Source organism: Cytobacillus gottheilii (assembly GCF_018582665.1).
In the GTDB taxonomy this organism is placed as follows: Bacteria; Bacillota; Bacilli; order Bacillales; family Cytobacillaceae; genus Cytobacillus; species Cytobacillus gottheilii.
This window is the reverse complement of sequence record NZ_CP071709.1, coordinates 3106928-3125309: the sequence shown is the minus strand read 5'-3', so window position 1 is coordinate 3125309 and position 18382 is coordinate 3106928. Positions and strand designations below refer to the sequence as shown.

Here is an 18382-nt window from a genome sequence, read left to right as displayed (position 1 = left end):
AGGTGAGAAATGAAAGGAAACGGCATTTATTTTGCTTTTGCTTCTTTACTTGGAATTACAGCCGCACTTGCCGATAGAATGGTTAGTTTTATTGGCTTGTGCCTGCTTGTAATCCTTTTAGTTTTAATCAAAAAGTGGCAGGCTGGGATGATCGCACTCATCGTAGTTCTGTCAGTCACTATGTACGTTAGAAGTGAACTAGCAGAGCGTAATCAAGTGACACAGTTTAGGGGAGATAAAACAGAATTCACCCTAACATTTCAAGATAAAATAAAAATAGATGGAGATTTACTTTCAGCAGAGGTGAAAACCAGCACTGGAGAATTGATGATGATGCGCTACGAAATATCATCTGAGAAAGAGAAAGAAGTGCTCACTGATGAGGTGCATCCCGGACTGAATTGCTCTGTTAGGGGTCAGCTTGAAGAGCCTTCAGCTGTTACCAATCCGAATGGATTTGATTATCGTTTATATCTGCAGAGAAATCGTATTTACTGGATCTTAGAAGCACCGGATTTTTCCTTCACTCAATGTTCCTCTGAAGTTTCATCTCCGATTACCTTCTTTCAAAAGCTTCGTTTTAATGGAATATCTTATCTCAAAGATCATTTTCCTGATCAGTCTGCAGGTCTGGCGGCAGCTCTGATCTTTGGTGACAGAAATGGGATTGATCATGATGTGATTACCTCTTATGAGCGATTGGGAATTGTTCATTTATTGGCCATTTCTGGGCTCCATGTTGCCATGCTCGCTGGCATTATTTATTATCTTGGCTTAAGAATAGGAATTACGAGAGAAAAAATGACGCATTTCTTGTTCATCATCTTGCCTATTTATGCTTTACTGACAGGAGCGGCTCCTTCAGTAAACCGGTCGGTTCTAATGCTGATGCTTGCTTTGGGTGTGAAAAAATTCCACTTCCATCTTCCGACAAGTGATATCATATCAGCTGTTTTCATTGGATATGTACTCATTTCTCCATATGCCATATTTAATATAGGCTTACAGCTTTCTTTTCTCATTACCCTCTCACTGATACTATCTGCACAGAACTTAACAAAAAAAGCTCAGAATTCAATGGTTTTGGCTCTGCAGACTTCGTTTATTTGCTTACTCTCTTCTCTTCCCATTATGTTTTATTATTTTTATGAAGTTTCCCTGATTTCTCTGTTTGTGAATATCATTTACATCCCGCTTTATTCATGGATCATGATGCCAGGATTAATGTTGTTGTATTTTGTTCATCTGGGTGTTGGAGAGAAGAGTGAGTTTCTTGTTGCCATTTTAGATCTCTTTATACAATTAATAAATGCGGGCAGTAACTGGCTGTCAGAAGTTCCTTTTGCCGTTTTAACGTTAGGCATCCCTTCTAACCTTGTTCTTATACTATATGCAGCGGCGATCATATCTTTTTTTGCATTGTGGGAAAAGCGTTCTGGCTCCAAGTCGTTTGTAAGAATTTTGCTGCTCCCGGCTTCTGTTGTCTTCATTCATTATGCTGTCAATTCTTTTTCACCGTATGGAGAAGTGACCATGATCGATGTTGGACAGGGGGACAGCATATTCATACAGCTGCCTTATGGCCAAGGAAACTATTTAATTGATACTGGTGGTTTGTTACATTTTCCAGAAGAAAAGTGGAGAGAAAGAAAGAAACCTTTCGAAGTAGGCAAAGATACAATTGTTCCTTTTCTAAAAAGTAAAGGAGTACGGACATTAGATAAGCTTATGATCACACATGGTGATATCGACCATATTGGCGGCAGTGAAGCCATTCTGAAGGAGATGCATGTGAAGGAAGTTTTGATGGCGGCTGAAGCAGAACCATCTGAATCGGAAAGAAAGCTGGCCGCTGCTGCCATAAATAATGACATTGAAGTTCATTATGTACAAGCAGGTATGGGATGGAAAAGCGGACAATCTTTTTTTCGACTTATGTTACCGGGAGAGTCTGCGGAAATAATGGGAGAGAATAATGGATCGATTGTGATGTATGCCGAAATTGGCGGCTTACGCTGGCTGTTTATGGGGGATGCGGAAGAGAGTGGTGAAAAGCTGCTAATAGATCACTATGGGAACCTTCGCGCAGATGTGCTGAAGGTTGGCCACCATGGAAGCAAATCATCCACTTCTATAGAATTGCTGCAAACTGTTCAGCCTCATTACGCCTTGATTTCTGCCGGGAGAAATAACTTGTATGGCCATCCGCATGGAGATGTAATAGATAAACTGAATGAAGAAGAGATTTTTATTTTGCGTACAGATGTGCACGGGGCGATTACCTACAAATTTAAAGGAGGCCAAGGTACATTTTTTACCGTTATTCCATAGGATACAGTATCAGAAAAAAGAATGAAAAAGAGACTGTATTTTGATCATACAGTCTCAAGGCTGCTGGCGCTGGCAACCTGTTCAGCTTTCTGTCTTCATTCTTCAATCTCGCTTCCGCTCTCTTTTTAGCATGGAAGTGGATTTGAAGAGCATCTTAAGCATGAACCATTTAGAATCTTCTAATCATAAAGGATGATTTGAAAGCGTTGGCATAAATAATCCTAATATAGGAAGATTCACTTTATGTAGCGATTAAGATGCGATAAATTTAATGACTGTTGCAATGACAAACAACGTTGCAAAAAATCCGAATGATACGACGAAGCCGATACCAGAGTCAATTGCATCATTTCGTGTGCTTTGTACGTTTTTTTCAAATTCGTTCACAGTCTACCCCTCCTATTTCCTATCTAGTATAAGCGAAATACTCTAAAAAATCCATACTTCCTCACATGCTTTTCCTGTCCTTACAGCAGTTGTCACAAATAACGTACTACTATGCAGGAGAAAATAGAATTACTGGTGCACCGCTGACGGCGAAGATTCCTAGGCCTTCGCTGTCGGCGTTCTATATAGATTGGGAATCAGCTCTATTCTCTATAGAGCTGATTCCCTATTGCTACTTGTCAAAACATGATGGCTTCTTTAGGATAGTAGTAGTGAATACTTGAAGTAAAACCTATTGAACGGAGCGAATATTTGTGTTTGATATATGGAAACAAATTAAGGGGCAGCGATTTGCACCAGTTTATTTAATTTATGGAACGGAGCCTTATCTGATAAATGAAACGAAGCAGCTGCTCATTGAGCATAGTTTAAATGAGGACGAGCTTGATTTCAATTTAGCCTCTTACGACTTGGAAGAGACACCAATTGAAACAGCTCTGGAAGATGCCGAAACACTGCCTTTTATGGGAGAGCGGCGCTTAATTCTCCTGCAGAATCCCGTTTTTCTAACTGCTGAAAAATCCAAGTCCAAAGTGGAGCACAATGTGGCAAAGCTTGAGGCATATTTAAAAGAGCCTTCACCTTATTCCATCGTTGTATTTTCAGGAGCATATGAAAAATTGGATGAGCGCAAAAAAATCACGAAGCAACTTAAGAAAACAGCAGCCATTGTAGAGGCAAAAAAGCTCGGAGAAAATGAATTAAAAACCTGGGTTCGTGAGCGGGCGGCACTGAATGGTGTTCAGATTGATGAAGATGCTGTTGAATTAATGCTTGCACTTGCAGGCACCAATTTATTTATGCTGACAAGTGAGATAGATAAAATTTCTTTATATGCGGATGATGAAAAACGCATAGATCAACAAATGGTAGAGAAGCTTGTTGCACGGTCATTGGAACAAAATATTTTTGCGCTCGTAGATAAAATTGTACATAGAAAAATTGATGAGGCACTGCGGATTTTTTACGATCTCCTCAAACAAAATGAAGAGCCGATCAAAATTTTAGCGGTCATTACCGGGCAGTTCAGACTTATCTACCAGGTGAAGGAGTTATCCAGAAAAGGCTACGGACAAAATCAGATGGCTGGTCAGCTGAAAATACATCCATTCCGGGTGAAGCTTGCAGCCGGACAAGCGCAGCTTTTTGATGATCAGGAACTATCCGCAATCATGAGCCAGCTCGCTGATGCAGATTATCAGATGAAAACGGGCGGAATGAACAAAACCATGCTGATTGAAATGTTTTTATTTAAATTAAGTGCGTCGAAATAATTTGAAAAACTGTATTTTTTCTGTGGCCAGCAGAGAGAATGCGGTTTTTTTTATTAGGGGATGAAAATGAAGGCAAAATAAAAAGGCTATCTTTAGCAGATAGCCATGATTCCATAAACTTAAGAGTTTACAGAGTTTAATTTCTTCATTAAACGAGATTGTTTACGGGCAGCAGCATTTTTGTGGATAAGTCCTTTAGCAGCTGCTTTATTTAGCTTGCTTGCAGCAGCAGCAAAGCTTTCTTGTGCGTTAGCTTCGTTATTAACGATCGCAGCTTCAGCTTTTTTCACAGCAGTACGCATTGCAGATTTAGCAGTTGCGTTAGCAGCGTTGCGAGCTTCGCTTGTTTTTACACGCTTGATAGCAGATTTAATGTTTGGCATTCCATTCACCTCCTGAAAAAGCATCGAGATGATTGCAGGTTAACGGCATTTTATGCTCACCAAATGGAAGCCATTGCCGAAAAAGCCTTTACTCTAACTCGATAGTCACATTCATTCACAATTCATTAAGAACAAGTGCTATTCTACCAAACCCCCGCAAATAATGCAATACTCTGCAGCCAATTATCGTAAGTTGCCTGTTCTTATTTTGTTCATTCTAAAGGAAAAGGAACGGAAACTGCTATAATTGTGAATCTTTTCCTGCTGTTCAGGACATGATACATGATATATGGAATACTGTTAACACTTTTTAGAATGCGAGGGATCAGTATGAATGAGAAACCGGATTTAAGCAATTTTTCAGTAAGAACAGATTTAGCTGTAGAGGCGAGAGAAATGGTGCTTGCTGAAAGGCAAAATGGAATTCATCATGAGGAAGATCTCTCTCAAATTGAAGGCGTCATTATAAAAGAAAAAGAAGAAGACGATATCAAGGTTTCTTTTGTGGAGGTTACAAAAAAAGGAGCCGAGGCGATTGGGAAAAAAGAAGGCAGGTATTTAACCATTGAAGCATTAGGCATTCGCCAGCAGGACACTCCGCTTCAGGAAAAGGTTGTCGGGGTATTTGCAAAGGAATTCTCCCATTTTATAAAACAGCTTGGCATTACAGAAACGGCTTCTTGCTTAATCGTAGGCTTAGGAAACTGGAATGTTACGCCGGATGCACTTGGCCCTGAGGTTTGTGAAAATGTTCTCGTCACAAGGCATTTATATCAGCTGCAGCCTGAGAGCGTTGAAGAAGGGTACCGTCCTGTCAGTGCCATTGCTCCTGGTGTTATGGGGTTAACTGGGATTGAAACAAGTGACATTATCTTCGGGATTGTTGAAAAGACGAAGCCGGATTTTGTTATTGCGATTGATGCACTTGCTGCACGATCGATTGAGCGTGTAAATGCCACCATTCAAATTTCCGATAGCGGCATTCATCCTGGTTCTGGTGTGGGAAATAAACGGAAGGAAATCAGTGCCGAGACATTGGGGATTCCAGTTGTTGCTATTGGAGTGCCTACTGTTGTTGATGCCGTATCTATTACGAGTGACACCATTGATTTCATCTTAAAGCATTTTGGTAAAGAACTGAGAGAAGGGGATCGGCCTTCAAGAGCATTAGCACCGGCAGGAATGAATTTTGGCGGCAGAAAAAAACTGACAGAGGAAGACCTGCCAGAAGAAGGGCAGCGTCAAACCTTTTTGGGCATTGTGGGGACATTAGAGGAAGAAGAAAAGAGAAAGCTGATTTATGAAGTACTTTCTCCGATCGGCCATAACTTAATGGTCACACCAAAAGAAGTGGATATCTTCATCGAAGATATGGCAAATGTCATTGCCAACGGACTTAATGCAGCTCTTCATCAAAACATTAATGATGATAATAGCGGGATGTATACAAGGTAAGTTCTTTTTTGCAGTGGAAGAGAAAATACTGCCCGATAGCGTGGAAAATTGCTGCTGAGGGGAAGAAAAGACCGATAAAAGTGCCCGTCAGTGTGGAAAAATACTGCTGACGGGAAAAAATGTCCCGAATAACTGCACATCACCGCTCAAAACTGCTGTGGAAAAGAAAAGTTATACAAAGTGCAAAGCCACTTCCCCACCAATTGTAAAATTCGCTAGCTTAAAAAATAAAACATATTCTAGTTCTATCTTTCCTATCAAAGTCATAAGATTTACTAGACTTGCAAGGAGAGGTGGAACAATGAGACCCCAAAAATCCAGCGGGATATTGATTACAGTTCAAGGATCAAATCTAGTAAAGTCAGCGGCAGCGTTTCTATTGTTTATATTTATGATTTTTTCGATAAGCGGTGCGATTACTTCTTTAAATCCAGACCTTAGGCCGTCGTCAGAATCGGTGAATAAGGCAGCATCTTTTTTCTCTGCAGATCTACTGTACAAAATCATCGGCACGGAAAACCGGGCTTTCGCAGCAAACATGGATTTAGAGGAAGGCCCTAATTTGTCCAGCTTGCTTTTTCAGCTTTCTACCAATATTAATTTGGATGACCCGAGAAGTCTGCTGGGACGGGAGCTTCCCTCTTTTACCATCTTTGATACAGAAATTTTAGTAGCGGGGGAAGGAACCAATTATACGAACATGCCGATTGAATCTGCCCCTCCACAGGATGTATTTGAGGGAAAAAGCGAACCGCCACTGCAAAATGTGGATGATCTAGACGAAGGTGAACCAGGTGAAGATACAGCCCCTCCACCGCAATCTACGGACGGAAAAGAGGTTGTTTATGTTTATTTTACTCATAACACTGAATCGTTCCTTCCTTATTTAAAAGGTGTGACAGATCCTAATAAAGCCTTTCATTCGCAGATCAATGTGACAAAAATCGGAGACAAGCTGAAAGATGAGCTTGAGGGCAAAGGTATCGGAACAACAATTGATAAAACGGATGTTCAATCAAGATTGGTGAAAAAAGGCTGGAGCTATGGGCAGTCCTACCAGGAGTCACGGGAAGTTATTGCCTCGGCACTTGGCTCTAATAAAGATTTAACCTACTTGATTGATATACACAGAGATTCCAGGCGCAAGGAACAAACAACAAAAGTCATAAACGGTGAAAGCTACGCACAGCTGGCGTTTGTCATAGGCGGAAAACATCAAAACTATGAAAAGAATAATCAGCTTGCACAACAGCTTCACAAAGGTTTAGAAAGTAAATATCCGGGCTTGAGCAGAGGGGTTTTACTAAAAGATAAATCAGGTTCTAATGGCATTTACAATCAGGATCTTTCCGAAAATGCCATCCTCGTAGAATTTGGCGGTGTAGATAATACCTTCGAAGAATTAAATCGTTCAGCAGCAGCGCTTGCAGATGTATTCAGTGAATTCTATTGGCAGGCAGAGGAAGTAAACGGATCTGCACAAAATTAAAAGTATTGATAAGGTGTGATAAGGATGAAGAGGTTTACATTAAAAGCTTTGTTTCTGGCAGCGCTCATGTTTGCCTCGGTTCTATTTGGAATGCAGCAGGCAAATGATGGAATCCAGCAGATGAGAGGTTTTGATGATCCTAATTATGAAGAGGCCATAACGATTCAGGAGGCTGAGAGCGGAGAATTGCAGGCATCCATACTCGGCAATGAGGTTTCAAGCCATGATCTCCAGAAAAAAAGAGAGCAGCTTGAAGAGATGGAAGCTTATAATTTCTTTTCCTCACTTGGAAAACAGTTCTCAGCGACCATACAAGCCTTAATGGAAGAAACCATTCAGCTTATTACATCTCTTATCAACGGTGAATAGCGGCTGCTTTTAGCAGTTGCTATTTTTTTGCAGTGAGATCCATGCTGAATCCCTGCGCTTAACATTGAATGTTCACATTTGTACTGCTATAATCAAAAATAGTATGCCATTATAAATATCATTTTTCGAGTAGACACTTTTTAAAAGGTTTGCTCTATTAAAAGGACAAAGTGAACTTAGATCATGTTTAGCTCCGAGCGCTGCAAAATGGGCGATGAGCTTTTCTAATAGGAGTGTGTAGGATTTATATGAACAGAGAAGAAAGACTTGAGAGACAGTCGAGAATTCGTAATTTCTCGATTATTGCCCATATTGACCATGGGAAATCCACTTTAGCTGACCGTATTTTAGAAAAAACAAAAGCGTTAACAGCTCGTGAAATGAAGGATCAGCTTCTTGATTCAATGGATCTTGAAAGAGAACGCGGAATCACGATTAAATTGAATTCTGTTCAGCTGAAATATGCTGCCAAGGACGGAGAAACATATACGTTTCACTTAATCGATACTCCGGGACATGTGGATTTTACATATGAAGTTTCCCGAAGTCTTGCAGCCTGTGAAGGAGCCATTTTAGTTGTAGATGCTGCACAAGGCATTGAAGCGCAGACACTTGCGAACGTTTACTTAGCACTTGATAATGACTTGGAAATACTTCCGGTTATCAATAAAATTGATTTGCCAAGTGCTGATCCTGAGCGGGTGAGAAACGAAGTGGAAGAGGTTATTGGCCTTGATGCTTCTGAAGCTGTACTTGCATCTGCCAAAGCAGGTATTGGGATTGAAGAAATTTTAGAACAGATTGTAGAAAAGGTTCCTGCACCTACAGGTGACCCGGAAGCACCATTAAAAGCACTTATTTTTGACTCCCTTTATGATGCATATCGCGGTGTTGTTGCTTATATTCGTGTTGTTGAAGGAACAGTCAAGGTCGGCGATAAAGTAAGGATGATGGCGACCGGCAAGGAATTCGAAGTAACAGAAGTAGGTGTATTTACGCCAAAATCAACACCACTGCAAGAGCTTTCTGTTGGAGATGTTGGTTTCTTAACTGCAGCGATTAAAAATGTTGGCGACACTCGTGTAGGGGATACGATCACAAGTGCGAAGAACGGCGCAACAGAGCCGCTTCCTGGCTATCGTAAATTGAATCCAATGGTGTATTGCGGATTATATCCAATCGACAGCGCGAAATTCAATGACCTGCGTGAAGCGCTGGAAAAACTTGAGCTGAATGATTCTGCTCTTCAATTTGAGCCGGAAACGTCCCAGGCGCTAGGTTTCGGATTCCGCTGTGGATTCCTTGGACTTCTTCATATGGAGATCATCCAAGAAAGAATTGAACGTGAATTTAAAATTGATTTGATCACAACGGCACCAAGTGTTATCTATGATGTCATTATGACAGATGGCGAACAACTTAAAGTAGACAACCCTTCTAATATGCCTGATCCTCAAAAAATTGATCGTGTTGAAGAACCATATGTTAAAGCAACGATGATGGCACCAAACGATTATGTAGGGGCAATTATGGAGCTTTGCCAGGAAAAACGCGGTATCTTCTTAGATATGCAATATATGGATGAAACAAGGGTTAGCATTGTGTATGAAATTCCGTTATCAGAAATTGTTTATGATTTCTTTGATCAATTGAAGTCCAATACAAAGGGCTATGCGTCCTTTGACTATGAGCTGATTGGCTACAAGCCATCGAAGCTTGTTAAAATGGATATTTTATTGAACACTGAAAAAGTTGATGCCTTGAGCTTTATCGTTCACCGTGACTTCGCGTATGAGCGCGGAAAAGTCATTGTTGAAAAGCTGAAAGAATTAATCCCAAGACAGCAGTTTGAAGTGCCAATCCAAGCTGCGATCGGTCAAAAAATTGTGGCTCGTTCAACCATTAAAGCAATGAGAAAGAATGTACTTGCCAAATGTTATGGCGGAGATATTTCCCGTAAACGGAAGCTGTTAGAAAAGCAGAAGGAAGGGAAAAAGCGCATGAAGCAGGTCGGTTCTGTTGAAGTGCCGCAGGAAGCGTTTATGGCCGTTCTGAAAATGGATGACAGTACGCCGAAAAAGTAATTTTATTGATAGAGTACATGCAAGTTAGGTATGCTTTGTAAAAAGCATACCTAACTTGTTTTTATCATACAGAAAAAATCTCCAACACTATTAAGAAATAAAGGTTGTGTAAAAATGATTGGAGCAGCATATATTCATATCCCTTTTTGCGAGCATATCTGCCATTATTGCGATTTTAATAAAGTATTCTTAAAAGGCCAGCCTGTTGATGAGTACCTGCAATCACTTGGCAATGAGATGGCGATTGCGACGCAGGAATCTCCGCCGGATGTTTTAAAGACGATATTTGTAGGCGGAGGAACACCAACTGCATTAAACGAAAAACAGCTGGAAGTACTCTGTGAGACCATTCATCGTTACCTTCCGTTTAATGAGCATACTGAGTTTACGTTTGAAGCCAACCCAGGGGATTTATCAGCAGAAAAATTAAAGGTTCTTTATGATGCTGGCGTCAACAGACTCAGCTTTGGTGTTCAGACCTTTAATGATGAATTGCTGGAGCGGATTGGACGGGTACACAGGAAAAAGGATGTATTCCGGTCGATTGAAGCCGCCAAAAAAACAGGCTTTCAGAATATTAGTGTTGATTTAATTTATAGCTTGCCTGGTCAGACGGTAGCAGATTTTAAAGAAACATTGGAAACGTCATTTACACTGGATATTGAGCATTATTCAGGGTACTCCTTAATCATTGAGCCGAAAACGGTCTTCTATAACTTAATGAGAAAAGGCAAATTGCCCCTTCCTGGAGAGGATATGGAAGCTGAAATGTATGAAGTGCTGATCGAACAAATGAATAAGCATGGCTATGAGCAATATGAAATCAGCAACTTTGCGAAAAAAGGATATGAAAGCAAGCATAATTTAACGTATTGGAATAATGACCATTATTATGGTTTTGGTGCTGGTTCGCATGGTTATGTGGATGGCAAAAGACGCTCAAACTTCGGGCCGCTGAAAAAGTATATGGAGCCTCTTGAAGATGGCAAGCTTCCTATTATTGAAGAGCATGAGCTGTCAAAGGTTGAAAAAATGGAAGAAGAAATGTTTTTAGGTCTAAGAAAAACGAAGGGTGTCTCAATCCGTCGCTTTTCAGAGAAATTTGCAGAGAATCCATTGAGCTATTTTAAAGATGAAATAAATGAACTTGTAAATAAAGACTTGCTAATGGTTGAAAATGACGACATTAAACTGACGCATAAAGGCCGTTTTTTAGGAAATGAAGTATTTCAAAACTTCCTGAAATAATCCTAACCATCTGTATATGAATTAGGCTTTTTTATTGACACTATCCCGTGGATTTGTTAATTTATTAGTAGAATTAGCACTCAACGATTAAGAGTGCTAACAGAGGTGATAACTGTGTTAACAGATCGTCAATTATTAATTTTTCAAGTGATTGTTGATGATTTTATTCAATCTGCACAGCCTGTCGGATCAAGAAGCTTGTCGAAAAAGGATGAGATTTCATTTAGCTCGGCAACAATCAGAAATGAAATGGCTGATTTGGAAGAGCTGGGTTTTATTGAAAAAACACACACCTCTTCGGGAAGAATTCCTTCCGAAAAAGGCTACAGATATTATGTGGATCATTTACTTTCACCGCAAAGGCTGGGCAAAGAAGATGTATATCGGGTGAAATCCATTTTTGCAGATCGAATATACGAGCTTGAGAAAATCGTACAGAAATCTGCGAAAATCCTTTCAGAGATGACGAACTATACATCCATTGTTTTAGGACCAGACCTAGGTGAAAATAAACTGAAGAAAATTCAGATTGTCCCATTGAATGAACAGACAGCGATTGCTATTATTGTGACTGATACCGGACATGTGGAGAACAGAATGTTTCAGCTTCCTGAAAACATTGATGCCGGTGAGCTTGAAAAGCTTGTCAACATCCTGAATGAGCGCCTCTCCGGTGTGCCAATGGATCAGCTTCATAATAAAATTTATAAAGAGGTTGCAGTGCTGCTTCGCCAGCATATCAGTCACTATGATTATATGCTGCATTCCATCACTGAAACCATTAAAGCGCCAGCAGGAGAAAAACTGTTTTTCGGCGGTAAAATGAATATGCTAAGCCAGCCCGAGTTTCATGATATTGATAAAGTCCGCAATCTGATGAATATGATTGAACAGGAAAAAGGCTTCTATGACCTTATCCGCCATCATCATTCCGGGATTCAGGTGAAAATCGGCAGAGAAAACAATAATGAAGCGATTGACAACTGCAGTCTGATCACAGCCAGCTATTCAGTTGGAAAAGAAAGACTCGGCACCATCGCCATCCTGGGGCCAACCCGAATGGAATATTCCCGAGTTATCAGCCTGCTTCACTATTTCAGCAAAGACCTCTCCGCTGTTCTCACAAATCTGTATCAAAATGAAAACCGCGGGTAATATTGATAGAGGGACAATGCATTGAGCGCTCTTTCATAAGAAGTAAGCGAAGCGTGATTTGAACTTAACTTTAAGATAATAATTTGCTTTAACAACACTTGTTGATTGAAACGGAAGAGTGCGAGACTCCTGCGGGACGAGTGGGGAGCCTTAGACCCCACAGGAGCGAATGCGACGAGGAGGCTCAGCACCCGCCCCGCGGAAAGCGAGTACTCTGGAGTGGAAATCAGTTTATACTTGAGTTAAGCGTAGCAGAAACCGCAAAACAGTCTTTGACTCAAAAGATATTTCCGTAAAACCCATTTTAAGGAGGTGAAAAAGTTGGCAGAAGAGAAAGACACTTTACAAGAAGAACAAAACAAGCAGCCATTTGATGGCGAAGAGCCGACTGAAGAAATTTTTGGTGAAGCAGAAGAAGAAGCTGTTGAGGCATCAGAAACAAACGAGGCCGATGCAAAAATTTCCGAGCTTGAACAAAAGCTTGAGGAAGCTGAAAACCGCTATTTGCGTCTGCAGGCTGATTTTGATAATTCCCGCCGCAGATCGAAATTAGATCGTGAGGCGGCCGATAAATATAGATCACAAAGCTTAATTACCGATTTGCTGCCTGCCATTGATAACTTCGAACGTGCCTTACAAATGGAAGCTGATTCCGAACAGGCGAAATCAATGCAGCAAGGAATGGAAATGGTTTACCGCAGCTTGATTGAGGCGCTGAAAAAAGAAGGCGCTGAACAAATTGAGTCTGTTGGAAAAGAATTTGATCCGCATATTCACCAAGCTGTTATGCAGGTGGAAGACGAAAACTTTGCTAGCAATACGGTAGTTGAAGAATTCCAAAAAGGGTATATGCTGAAAGATCGCGTAATCCGACCAGCAATGGTAAAAGTAACTCAGTAATACATATATTAGGGAGGTAATATTCATGAGCAAAATTATTGGGATTGACTTAGGTACAACAAACTCATGTGTGGCTGTATTAGAAGGCGGCGAAGCAAAGGTAATTCCGAATCCGGAAGGAAACCGTACAACTCCATCCGTTGTAGCTTTTAAAAACGGAGAGCGTCAAGTAGGGGAAGTTGCAAAACGCCAATCCATTACAAACCCTAACACGATTCTTTCTGTAAAACGCCATATGGGTACTGACTTTAAAGTAGAAGCTGAAGGAAAAGATTATTCTCCGCAGGAAATTTCTGCTATTATTCTTCAATACTTAAAGTCATATGCAGAAGAATATCTTGGTGAAAAAGTTGAGAAAGCAGTTATTACTGTTCCTGCATACTTCAATGATGCAGAGCGTCAAGCAACAAAAGATGCTGGTAAAATTGCTGGCTTAGAAGTTGAGCGTATTATCAATGAGCCAACAGCTGCTGCTCTTGCTTACGGAATGGATAAAGTTGATGAAGATCAAACGATCCTTGTATATGACCTTGGCGGCGGTACATTCGACGTTTCCATCCTTGAACTTGGCGATGGAGTATTCGAAGTTAAATCAACTGCCGGCGACAACCGTCTTGGCGGAGATGACTTTGACCAAGTGATCATCGATTATTTAGTAGAGCAATTCAGAAAAGAAAATGGCATTGATCTTTCTAAAGACAAGATGGCACTTCAGCGTTTAAAAGATGCTGCTGAAAAAGCGAAAAAGGATCTTTCTGGTGTAACATCTACACAAATTTCCCTGCCGTTTATTACAGCTGGAGAAGCTGGTCCGCTTCACCTTGAAGTAACATTATCACGTGCGAAGTTTGAAGAGCTTTCTTCTGACCTTGTTGAACGTACAATGGGACCAACTCGCCAGGCATTAAGAGATGCTGGTTTATCTCCTTCTGAAATTGACAAAGTTATTCTTGTTGGCGGATCTACTCGTATTCCTGCTGTACAAGATGCAATCAAAAAAGAAGTTGGCAAAGAGCCGCATAAAGGTGTAAATCCTGATGAAGTAGTTGCGATGGGTGCAGCTATTCAAGGCGGAGTGATCACTGGTGATGTGAAGGACGTAGTATTACTTGACGTAACTCCATTATCACTTGGTATTGAAACAATGGGCGGTGTATTTACAAAGCTGATCGACCGTAATACAACGATTCCAACTTCAAAATCTCAAGTGTTCTCTACTGCTGCTGATAATCAGTCAGCTGTAGATATTCACGTACTTCAAGGTGAACGTCAAATGGCAGCAGACAATAAAACATTAGGACGCTTCCAGCTTGGCGATATTCCTCCAGCACCACGCGGCGTACCGCAAATCGAAGTATCTTTTGATATTGATAAAAACGGTATCGTAAACGTACGTGCGAAGGATCTTGGCACAAACAAAGAACAAGCGATCACTATCAAGTCTTCTACAGGACTTTCTGATGATGAGATCGATAGAATGGTAAAAGAAGCTGAAGAAAATGCTGAAGCAGACAAGAAGCGCAAAGAAGAAGTTGAGCTTCGCAATGAGGCAGATCAGCTTGTGTTTACAACTGAAAAAACGCTAAAAGATCTTGAAGGCAAAGTAGACGAAGCAGAAGCTGCAAAAGCAACGGAAGCAAAAGATGCTCTTAAAGAAGCGATCGAGAAAAATGATCTTGAAGAAATCCGTGCGAAGAAAGATGCTCTTCAGGAAATCGTTCAAGCTCTAACTATGAAGCTTTATGAGCAGGCACAACAGCAGGCACAGGGCGCACAAGGTGCTGATGATTCGGCTGCCGGCGGCAAGGATGACGATGTTGTTGACGCTGAATATGAAGAAGTTAAGGATGATAAGTAATCGTTTAAACGATTATGAAGTTGTTTGCTGATTCGTATAAAGAATAAAGTAGACGACTAAGACCATTCATTCTATTTCCCGGGTGCAGCTTAGCATACATGTTGGCTGCACCTGGAATTACCACAGTCAAAGTCAGGTCTTTCTTGGCTTTGGCTTTTATTTTTGATACAATACAATTTATGTGAATAGAATCGGGGAGTGGTAATCATGAGTAAAAGGGATTACTATGAAGTCCTTGGCGTCAGCAAGAGTGCTTCCAAGGATGAATTAAAAAAAGCTTATCGCAAGCTGTCCAAACAATATCATCCAGATATAAATAAAGAACCAGGTGCAGATGAAAAGTTTAAAGAAGTAAAAGAAGCCTATGAAGTATTAAGTGATGATCAGAAAAAAGCGCATTATGATCAATTCGGTCATACGGATCCAAATCAAGGATTTGGCGGAGGCGGCGGTTTTGAAGGCTTCGGCGGCTTTGAAGATATTTTCAGCACTTTCTTTGGCGGAGGCGGCTCGCGCAGAAGAGATCCGAATGCGCCAAGACAAGGTGCAGACCTGCAGTATACGATGACTCTTTCATTCGAGGATGCAGTATTTGGCAAGGAAACATCCATTGAAATTCCTAGAGAAGAACCTTGTGACACTTGTGACGGATCTGGTGCAAAACCTGGTACAAAAGTGGAAACTTGCAGTCACTGTCAAGGATCTGGTCAGCTGAATGTGGAACAAAATACTCCGTTCGGCCGAATTGTGAATAGAAGAGCATGTCATCACTGTTCAGGTACCGGCAAAAACATTAAGCATAAATGTTCAACATGCGGCGGAGACGGCAAGGTGCAGAAACGCCGTAAAATTAACGTGAAAATTCCAGCTGGGATTGATGATGGCCAGCAGCTTCGCGTTTCCGGACAAGGGGAGCCAGGTGTAAACGGAGGTCCAGCAGGAGATCTGTATGTGGTCTTTGCTGTTCGTTCTCACGAATTCTTTGAAAGAGATGGCGACGATGTGTATTGTGAAATGCCAGTGACTTTTGTACAGGCGGCGCTTGGAGATGAAGTTGAAGTCCCAACTCTTCATGGAAAAGTGAAGCTTAAAGTGCCTGCAGGAACACAAACAGGAACAAAATTCCGCTTAAAAGGAAAAGGAATTCCAAATGTGCGCGGCTATGGCACAGGAGATCAGCATATTATCGTTAAAATTGTGACACCTACGAAGCTGACAGAAAAGCAAAAGCAGCTTTTAACTGAATTTGCAGAAGTAAGCGGCGGTGTACCTCAAGGTGAGCATGAGGAAAGTTTTTTTGATAAAGTAAAACGTGCCTTTAAGGGTGAATAATGGAAATGGAGTTGGTAAACGTTGAAATGGTCAGAAATTAGCATTCATACAACAAATGAAGCGGTAGAGGCGATTTCGAATATTTTGCACGAAGCGGGTGCAAGCGGAGTTGTTATTGAGGACCCGTTTGAATTAATTAAAGAAAGACAAGACCAATTCGGTGAAATTTACCAGCTCGATCCACATGATTATCCTGATGAAGGTGTAATTGTCAAAGCCTATCTGCCTGTAAACAGCTTCCTGGGTGAAACGGTAGATGAAATTAAAGAAGCGATTAATAACTTAATCCTTTTCAATATTGATATTGGACTCAATAAAGTAAGCATTAGTGAAGTAAATGAAGAAGAATGGGCAACAGCGTGGAAGAAATATTACCATCCTGTTAAAATATCAGAGAGATTTACGATTGTTCCTACATGGGAGGAGTACACCCCTGTCAGCAGCGATGAGCTGATCATAGAGCTTGATCCAGGCATGGCTTTTGGCACAGGAACACACCCGACAACAGTGATGTGTATTCAAGCCCTTGAGCGTACGGTTAAACATGGTGACTATGTTGTCGATGTTGGAACAGGCTCTGGTGTATTAAGTATTGCAGCAGCTATGCTTGAGGCTGAAAAAGTAACAGCACTTGATCTTGATGAAGTCGCTGTGCAATCAGCTAAAATAAATGTAAAGCTAAATAAGGTTCATGAAAAAGTTGATGTATTTCATAACAACCTTCTTGACGGTGTTGAAGAACAAGCAGATGTTGTTGTCGCGAATATTTTAGCAGAGGTCATCATGCGCTTCACAAATGATGTTGCCTCAGCTGTAAAACAAGGCGGCTACTTCATTGCCTCTGGCATCATTCAGCAAAAGAAGCAGGACGTTAAAGATAAGATCAGCGAAGCTGGCTTTGATATTATCGAAGTCATGCAAATGGAAGACTGGGTTGCGATCATCGCTAAAAGAAAATAATAGCTGTCATAGGGGTTGCCTGGTAAACAGCTGCCCCTATCCTTATGTAGATTAGGTGATTTTTTGCGTAGTTCTTTCAATCTGACATTATGGCCGCAGGAATTTCATTTTTCTAACGAGTTGTTTTGTCAATAATAATATGCTAGTTGATTGGAACGGAAGGGTGCGAGACTCCTGTGGGAGGAGTGGGAAGGTGAGACCCCACAGGTGCGATAGCGCCGAGGAGGCTCACCACCCGCCCCGCGGAAAGCGAGTACCCTGAAGTGCAAATCCAGCTTCTTATGTTTTAAACAGTAACAAAGTTTGTGTACCATCTATATTTTTTATATGACAAAGAGGGATCCTTATGCAGCGCTATTTTGTAAATGAACCTGCTCAAAATGAATTCTTTATCATTACTGGAGACGACCAGCGCCATATAAGCAAAGTTATGCGAATGGCACCAGGGAATTCCATTATTTGCGTTGACCCAAAAGGAAGCAGCGCAGAATGTGAAATTGCAGAAATTACCGATGAAAAAATAACGGCAAAAATAGTAAAATGGATAGAAGGTTCACCAGAACTGCCTGTACAAGTAACGATTGTGAGCGGATTGCCTAAAGGGGATAAGCTTGAGCTCGTCATCCAGAAGGGAACAGAACTTGGTGCATATAAATTTATCCCTTTTATATCAGCCCGTTCAATTGTCAAATGGGATGCTAAAAAAGCAGACAAAAAGCTTGATAGATGGTATAAAATCAGCAAAGAAGCTGCAGAGCAGTCTCATCGCACGATTTTGCCTGAGGTTACTGCTCCAGTTCAATTAAAAGAGCTGATCACATTAGCAGAATCGTACGATCAAAAGTTAATTGCATTTGAGGAAAGTGCGAAAGAAGGAGAAGCTTCGATGCTTTCCCAAACATTACATCAGCTTAAAAGAGGACAATCACTGTTAATCGTGTTTGGTCCAGAGGGCGGACTGACTGAACAAGAAGTTACAGCTCTTCAAGAACAAGGATTTATTACTTGCGGTCTTGGACCTAGAATATTACGAACAGAAACGGCCCCGTTATATGCATTAGCGGCCGTTTCCTATCATTTTGAATTAATGGGGTGAA

The 18382-nt window shown here is 41.0% G+C and carries 15 protein-coding genes; 13 read left to right on the top strand and 2 right to left on the bottom strand.

Annotated features, from left to right (window positions below; genetic code table 11):
• Positions 1-9: 9 nt before the first annotated feature.
• Complete coding sequence (locus J1899_RS15500; RefSeq protein WP_214475050.1) at positions 10-2331, top strand: DNA internalization-related competence protein ComEC/Rec2; 2322 nt, start codon at positions 10-12, stop codon at positions 2329-2331.
• 252 nt (positions 2332-2583) lie between these two features.
• Here J1899_RS15500 and J1899_RS15495 read toward each other — a convergent pair whose 3' ends face one another.
• Positions 2584-2718, bottom strand: a complete 135-nt coding sequence (locus J1899_RS15495) for a YqzM family protein (protein ID WP_066443427.1) — start codon at positions 2716-2718, stop codon at positions 2584-2586.
• A gap of 314 nt (positions 2719-3032) precedes the next feature.
• Here J1899_RS15495 and holA point away from each other — a divergent pair, with 314 nt between their 5' ends.
• The gene (gene holA, locus J1899_RS15490; RefSeq protein WP_066443430.1) at positions 3033-4052 is read left to right on the top strand and encodes a DNA polymerase III subunit delta; all 1020 of its coding nucleotides are present in this window, start codon (positions 3033-3035) and stop codon (positions 4050-4052) included.
• A 119-nt stretch (positions 4053-4171) separates the two neighbouring features.
• On the opposite strand, the gene rpsT is transcribed toward holA, so the two are convergent.
• Positions 4172-4435 carry a 30S ribosomal protein S20 gene (gene rpsT / locus J1899_RS15485; RefSeq protein WP_066443438.1) on the bottom strand — a complete coding sequence of 88 codons (264 nt, stop codon included), beginning with the start codon at positions 4433-4435 and terminating at the stop codon, positions 4172-4174.
• Positions 4436-4765: 330 nt separating this feature from the next.
• Here rpsT and gpr point away from each other — a divergent pair, with 330 nt between their 5' ends.
• The 11 genes from gpr to J1899_RS15430 all read left to right on the top strand — a co-directional run bounded on the left by gpr (position 4766) and on the right by J1899_RS15430 (position 18381).
• Positions 4766-5890, top strand: coding sequence for a GPR endopeptidase (gpr, locus tag J1899_RS15480; protein WP_214475047.1), 1125 nt, complete (start codon positions 4766-4768; stop codon positions 5888-5890).
• A gap of 301 nt (positions 5891-6191) precedes the next feature.
• Positions 6192-7379, top strand: coding sequence for a stage II sporulation protein P (gene spoIIP, locus J1899_RS15475; protein ID WP_214475045.1), 1188 nt, complete (start codon positions 6192-6194; stop codon positions 7377-7379).
• 24 nt (positions 7380-7403) lie between these two features.
• Positions 7404-7748: a YqxA family protein gene (locus J1899_RS15470; protein WP_066443445.1), complete on the top strand. Its 345-nt coding sequence runs from the start codon at positions 7404-7406 to the stop codon at positions 7746-7748.
• A 248-nt stretch (positions 7749-7996) separates the two neighbouring features.
• The gene (lepA, locus tag J1899_RS15465; protein ID WP_066443448.1) at positions 7997-9832 is read left to right on the top strand and encodes a translation elongation factor 4; all 1836 of its coding nucleotides are present in this window, start codon (positions 7997-7999) and stop codon (positions 9830-9832) included.
• A gap of 114 nt (positions 9833-9946) precedes the next feature.
• Complete coding sequence (gene hemW / locus J1899_RS15460; RefSeq protein WP_214475043.1) at positions 9947-11080, top strand: radical SAM family heme chaperone HemW; 1134 nt, start codon at positions 9947-9949, stop codon at positions 11078-11080.
• 114 nt (positions 11081-11194) lie between these two features.
• Complete coding sequence (hrcA, locus tag J1899_RS15455; RefSeq protein WP_066443454.1) at positions 11195-12235, top strand: heat-inducible transcriptional repressor HrcA; 1041 nt, start codon at positions 11195-11197, stop codon at positions 12233-12235.
• Between the two features lie 321 nt (positions 12236-12556).
• Positions 12557-13135, top strand: a complete 579-nt coding sequence (gene grpE, locus J1899_RS15450) for a nucleotide exchange factor GrpE (RefSeq protein WP_214475041.1) — start codon at positions 12557-12559, stop codon at positions 13133-13135.
• A gap of 25 nt (positions 13136-13160) precedes the next feature.
• Complete coding sequence (gene dnaK / locus J1899_RS15445; RefSeq protein ID WP_066443461.1) at positions 13161-14993, top strand: molecular chaperone DnaK; 1833 nt, start codon at positions 13161-13163, stop codon at positions 14991-14993.
• Positions 14994-15200: 207 nt separating this feature from the next.
• Entirely contained in the window at positions 15201-16325 is a 1125-nt protein-coding gene (gene dnaJ, locus J1899_RS15440; RefSeq protein ID WP_066443463.1) for a molecular chaperone DnaJ, read from the top strand.
• Between the two features lie 21 nt (positions 16326-16346).
• On the top strand, positions 16347-17285 hold the full coding sequence (gene prmA, locus J1899_RS15435) for a 50S ribosomal protein L11 methyltransferase (protein ID WP_066443466.1): 939 nt from the start codon (positions 16347-16349) through the stop codon (positions 17283-17285).
• 346 nt (positions 17286-17631) lie between these two features.
• Positions 17632-18381 (top strand): 16S rRNA (uracil(1498)-N(3))-methyltransferase, encoded by a 750-nt coding sequence (locus tag J1899_RS15430; RefSeq protein WP_214475039.1) that lies wholly within the window; start codon positions 17632-17634, stop codon positions 18379-18381.
• The last annotated feature ends 1 nt before the right edge of the window (position 18382 follow it).

Excerpts from the sequence above, each read along its gene's own strand:
- J1899_RS15500 (WP_214475050.1), top strand. The coding sequence starts at position 10 with ATGAAAGGAAACGGCATTTATTTTGCTTTTGCTTCTTTACTTGGAATT.
- rpsT (WP_066443438.1), bottom strand. The coding sequence starts at position 4,435 with ATGCCAAACATTAAATCTGCTATCAAGCGTGTAAAAACAAGCGAAGCT.
- gpr (WP_214475047.1), top strand. The coding sequence starts at position 4,766 with ATGAATGAGAAACCGGATTTAAGCAATTTTTCAGTAAGAACAGATTTA.
- spoIIP (WP_214475045.1), top strand. The coding sequence starts at position 6,192 with ATGAGACCCCAAAAATCCAGCGGGATATTGATTACAGTTCAAGGATCA.
- J1899_RS15470 (WP_066443445.1), top strand. The coding sequence starts at position 7,404 with ATGAAGAGGTTTACATTAAAAGCTTTGTTTCTGGCAGCGCTCATGTTT.
- lepA (WP_066443448.1), top strand. The coding sequence starts at position 7,997 with ATGAACAGAGAAGAAAGACTTGAGAGACAGTCGAGAATTCGTAATTTC.
- hemW (WP_214475043.1), top strand. The coding sequence starts at position 9,947 with ATGATTGGAGCAGCATATATTCATATCCCTTTTTGCGAGCATATCTGC.
- dnaK (WP_066443461.1), top strand. The coding sequence starts at position 13,161 with ATGAGCAAAATTATTGGGATTGACTTAGGTACAACAAACTCATGTGTG.
- dnaJ (WP_066443463.1), top strand. The coding sequence starts at position 15,201 with ATGAGTAAAAGGGATTACTATGAAGTCCTTGGCGTCAGCAAGAGTGCT.
- J1899_RS15430 (WP_214475039.1), top strand. The coding sequence starts at position 17,632 with ATGCAGCGCTATTTTGTAAATGAACCTGCTCAAAATGAATTCTTTATC.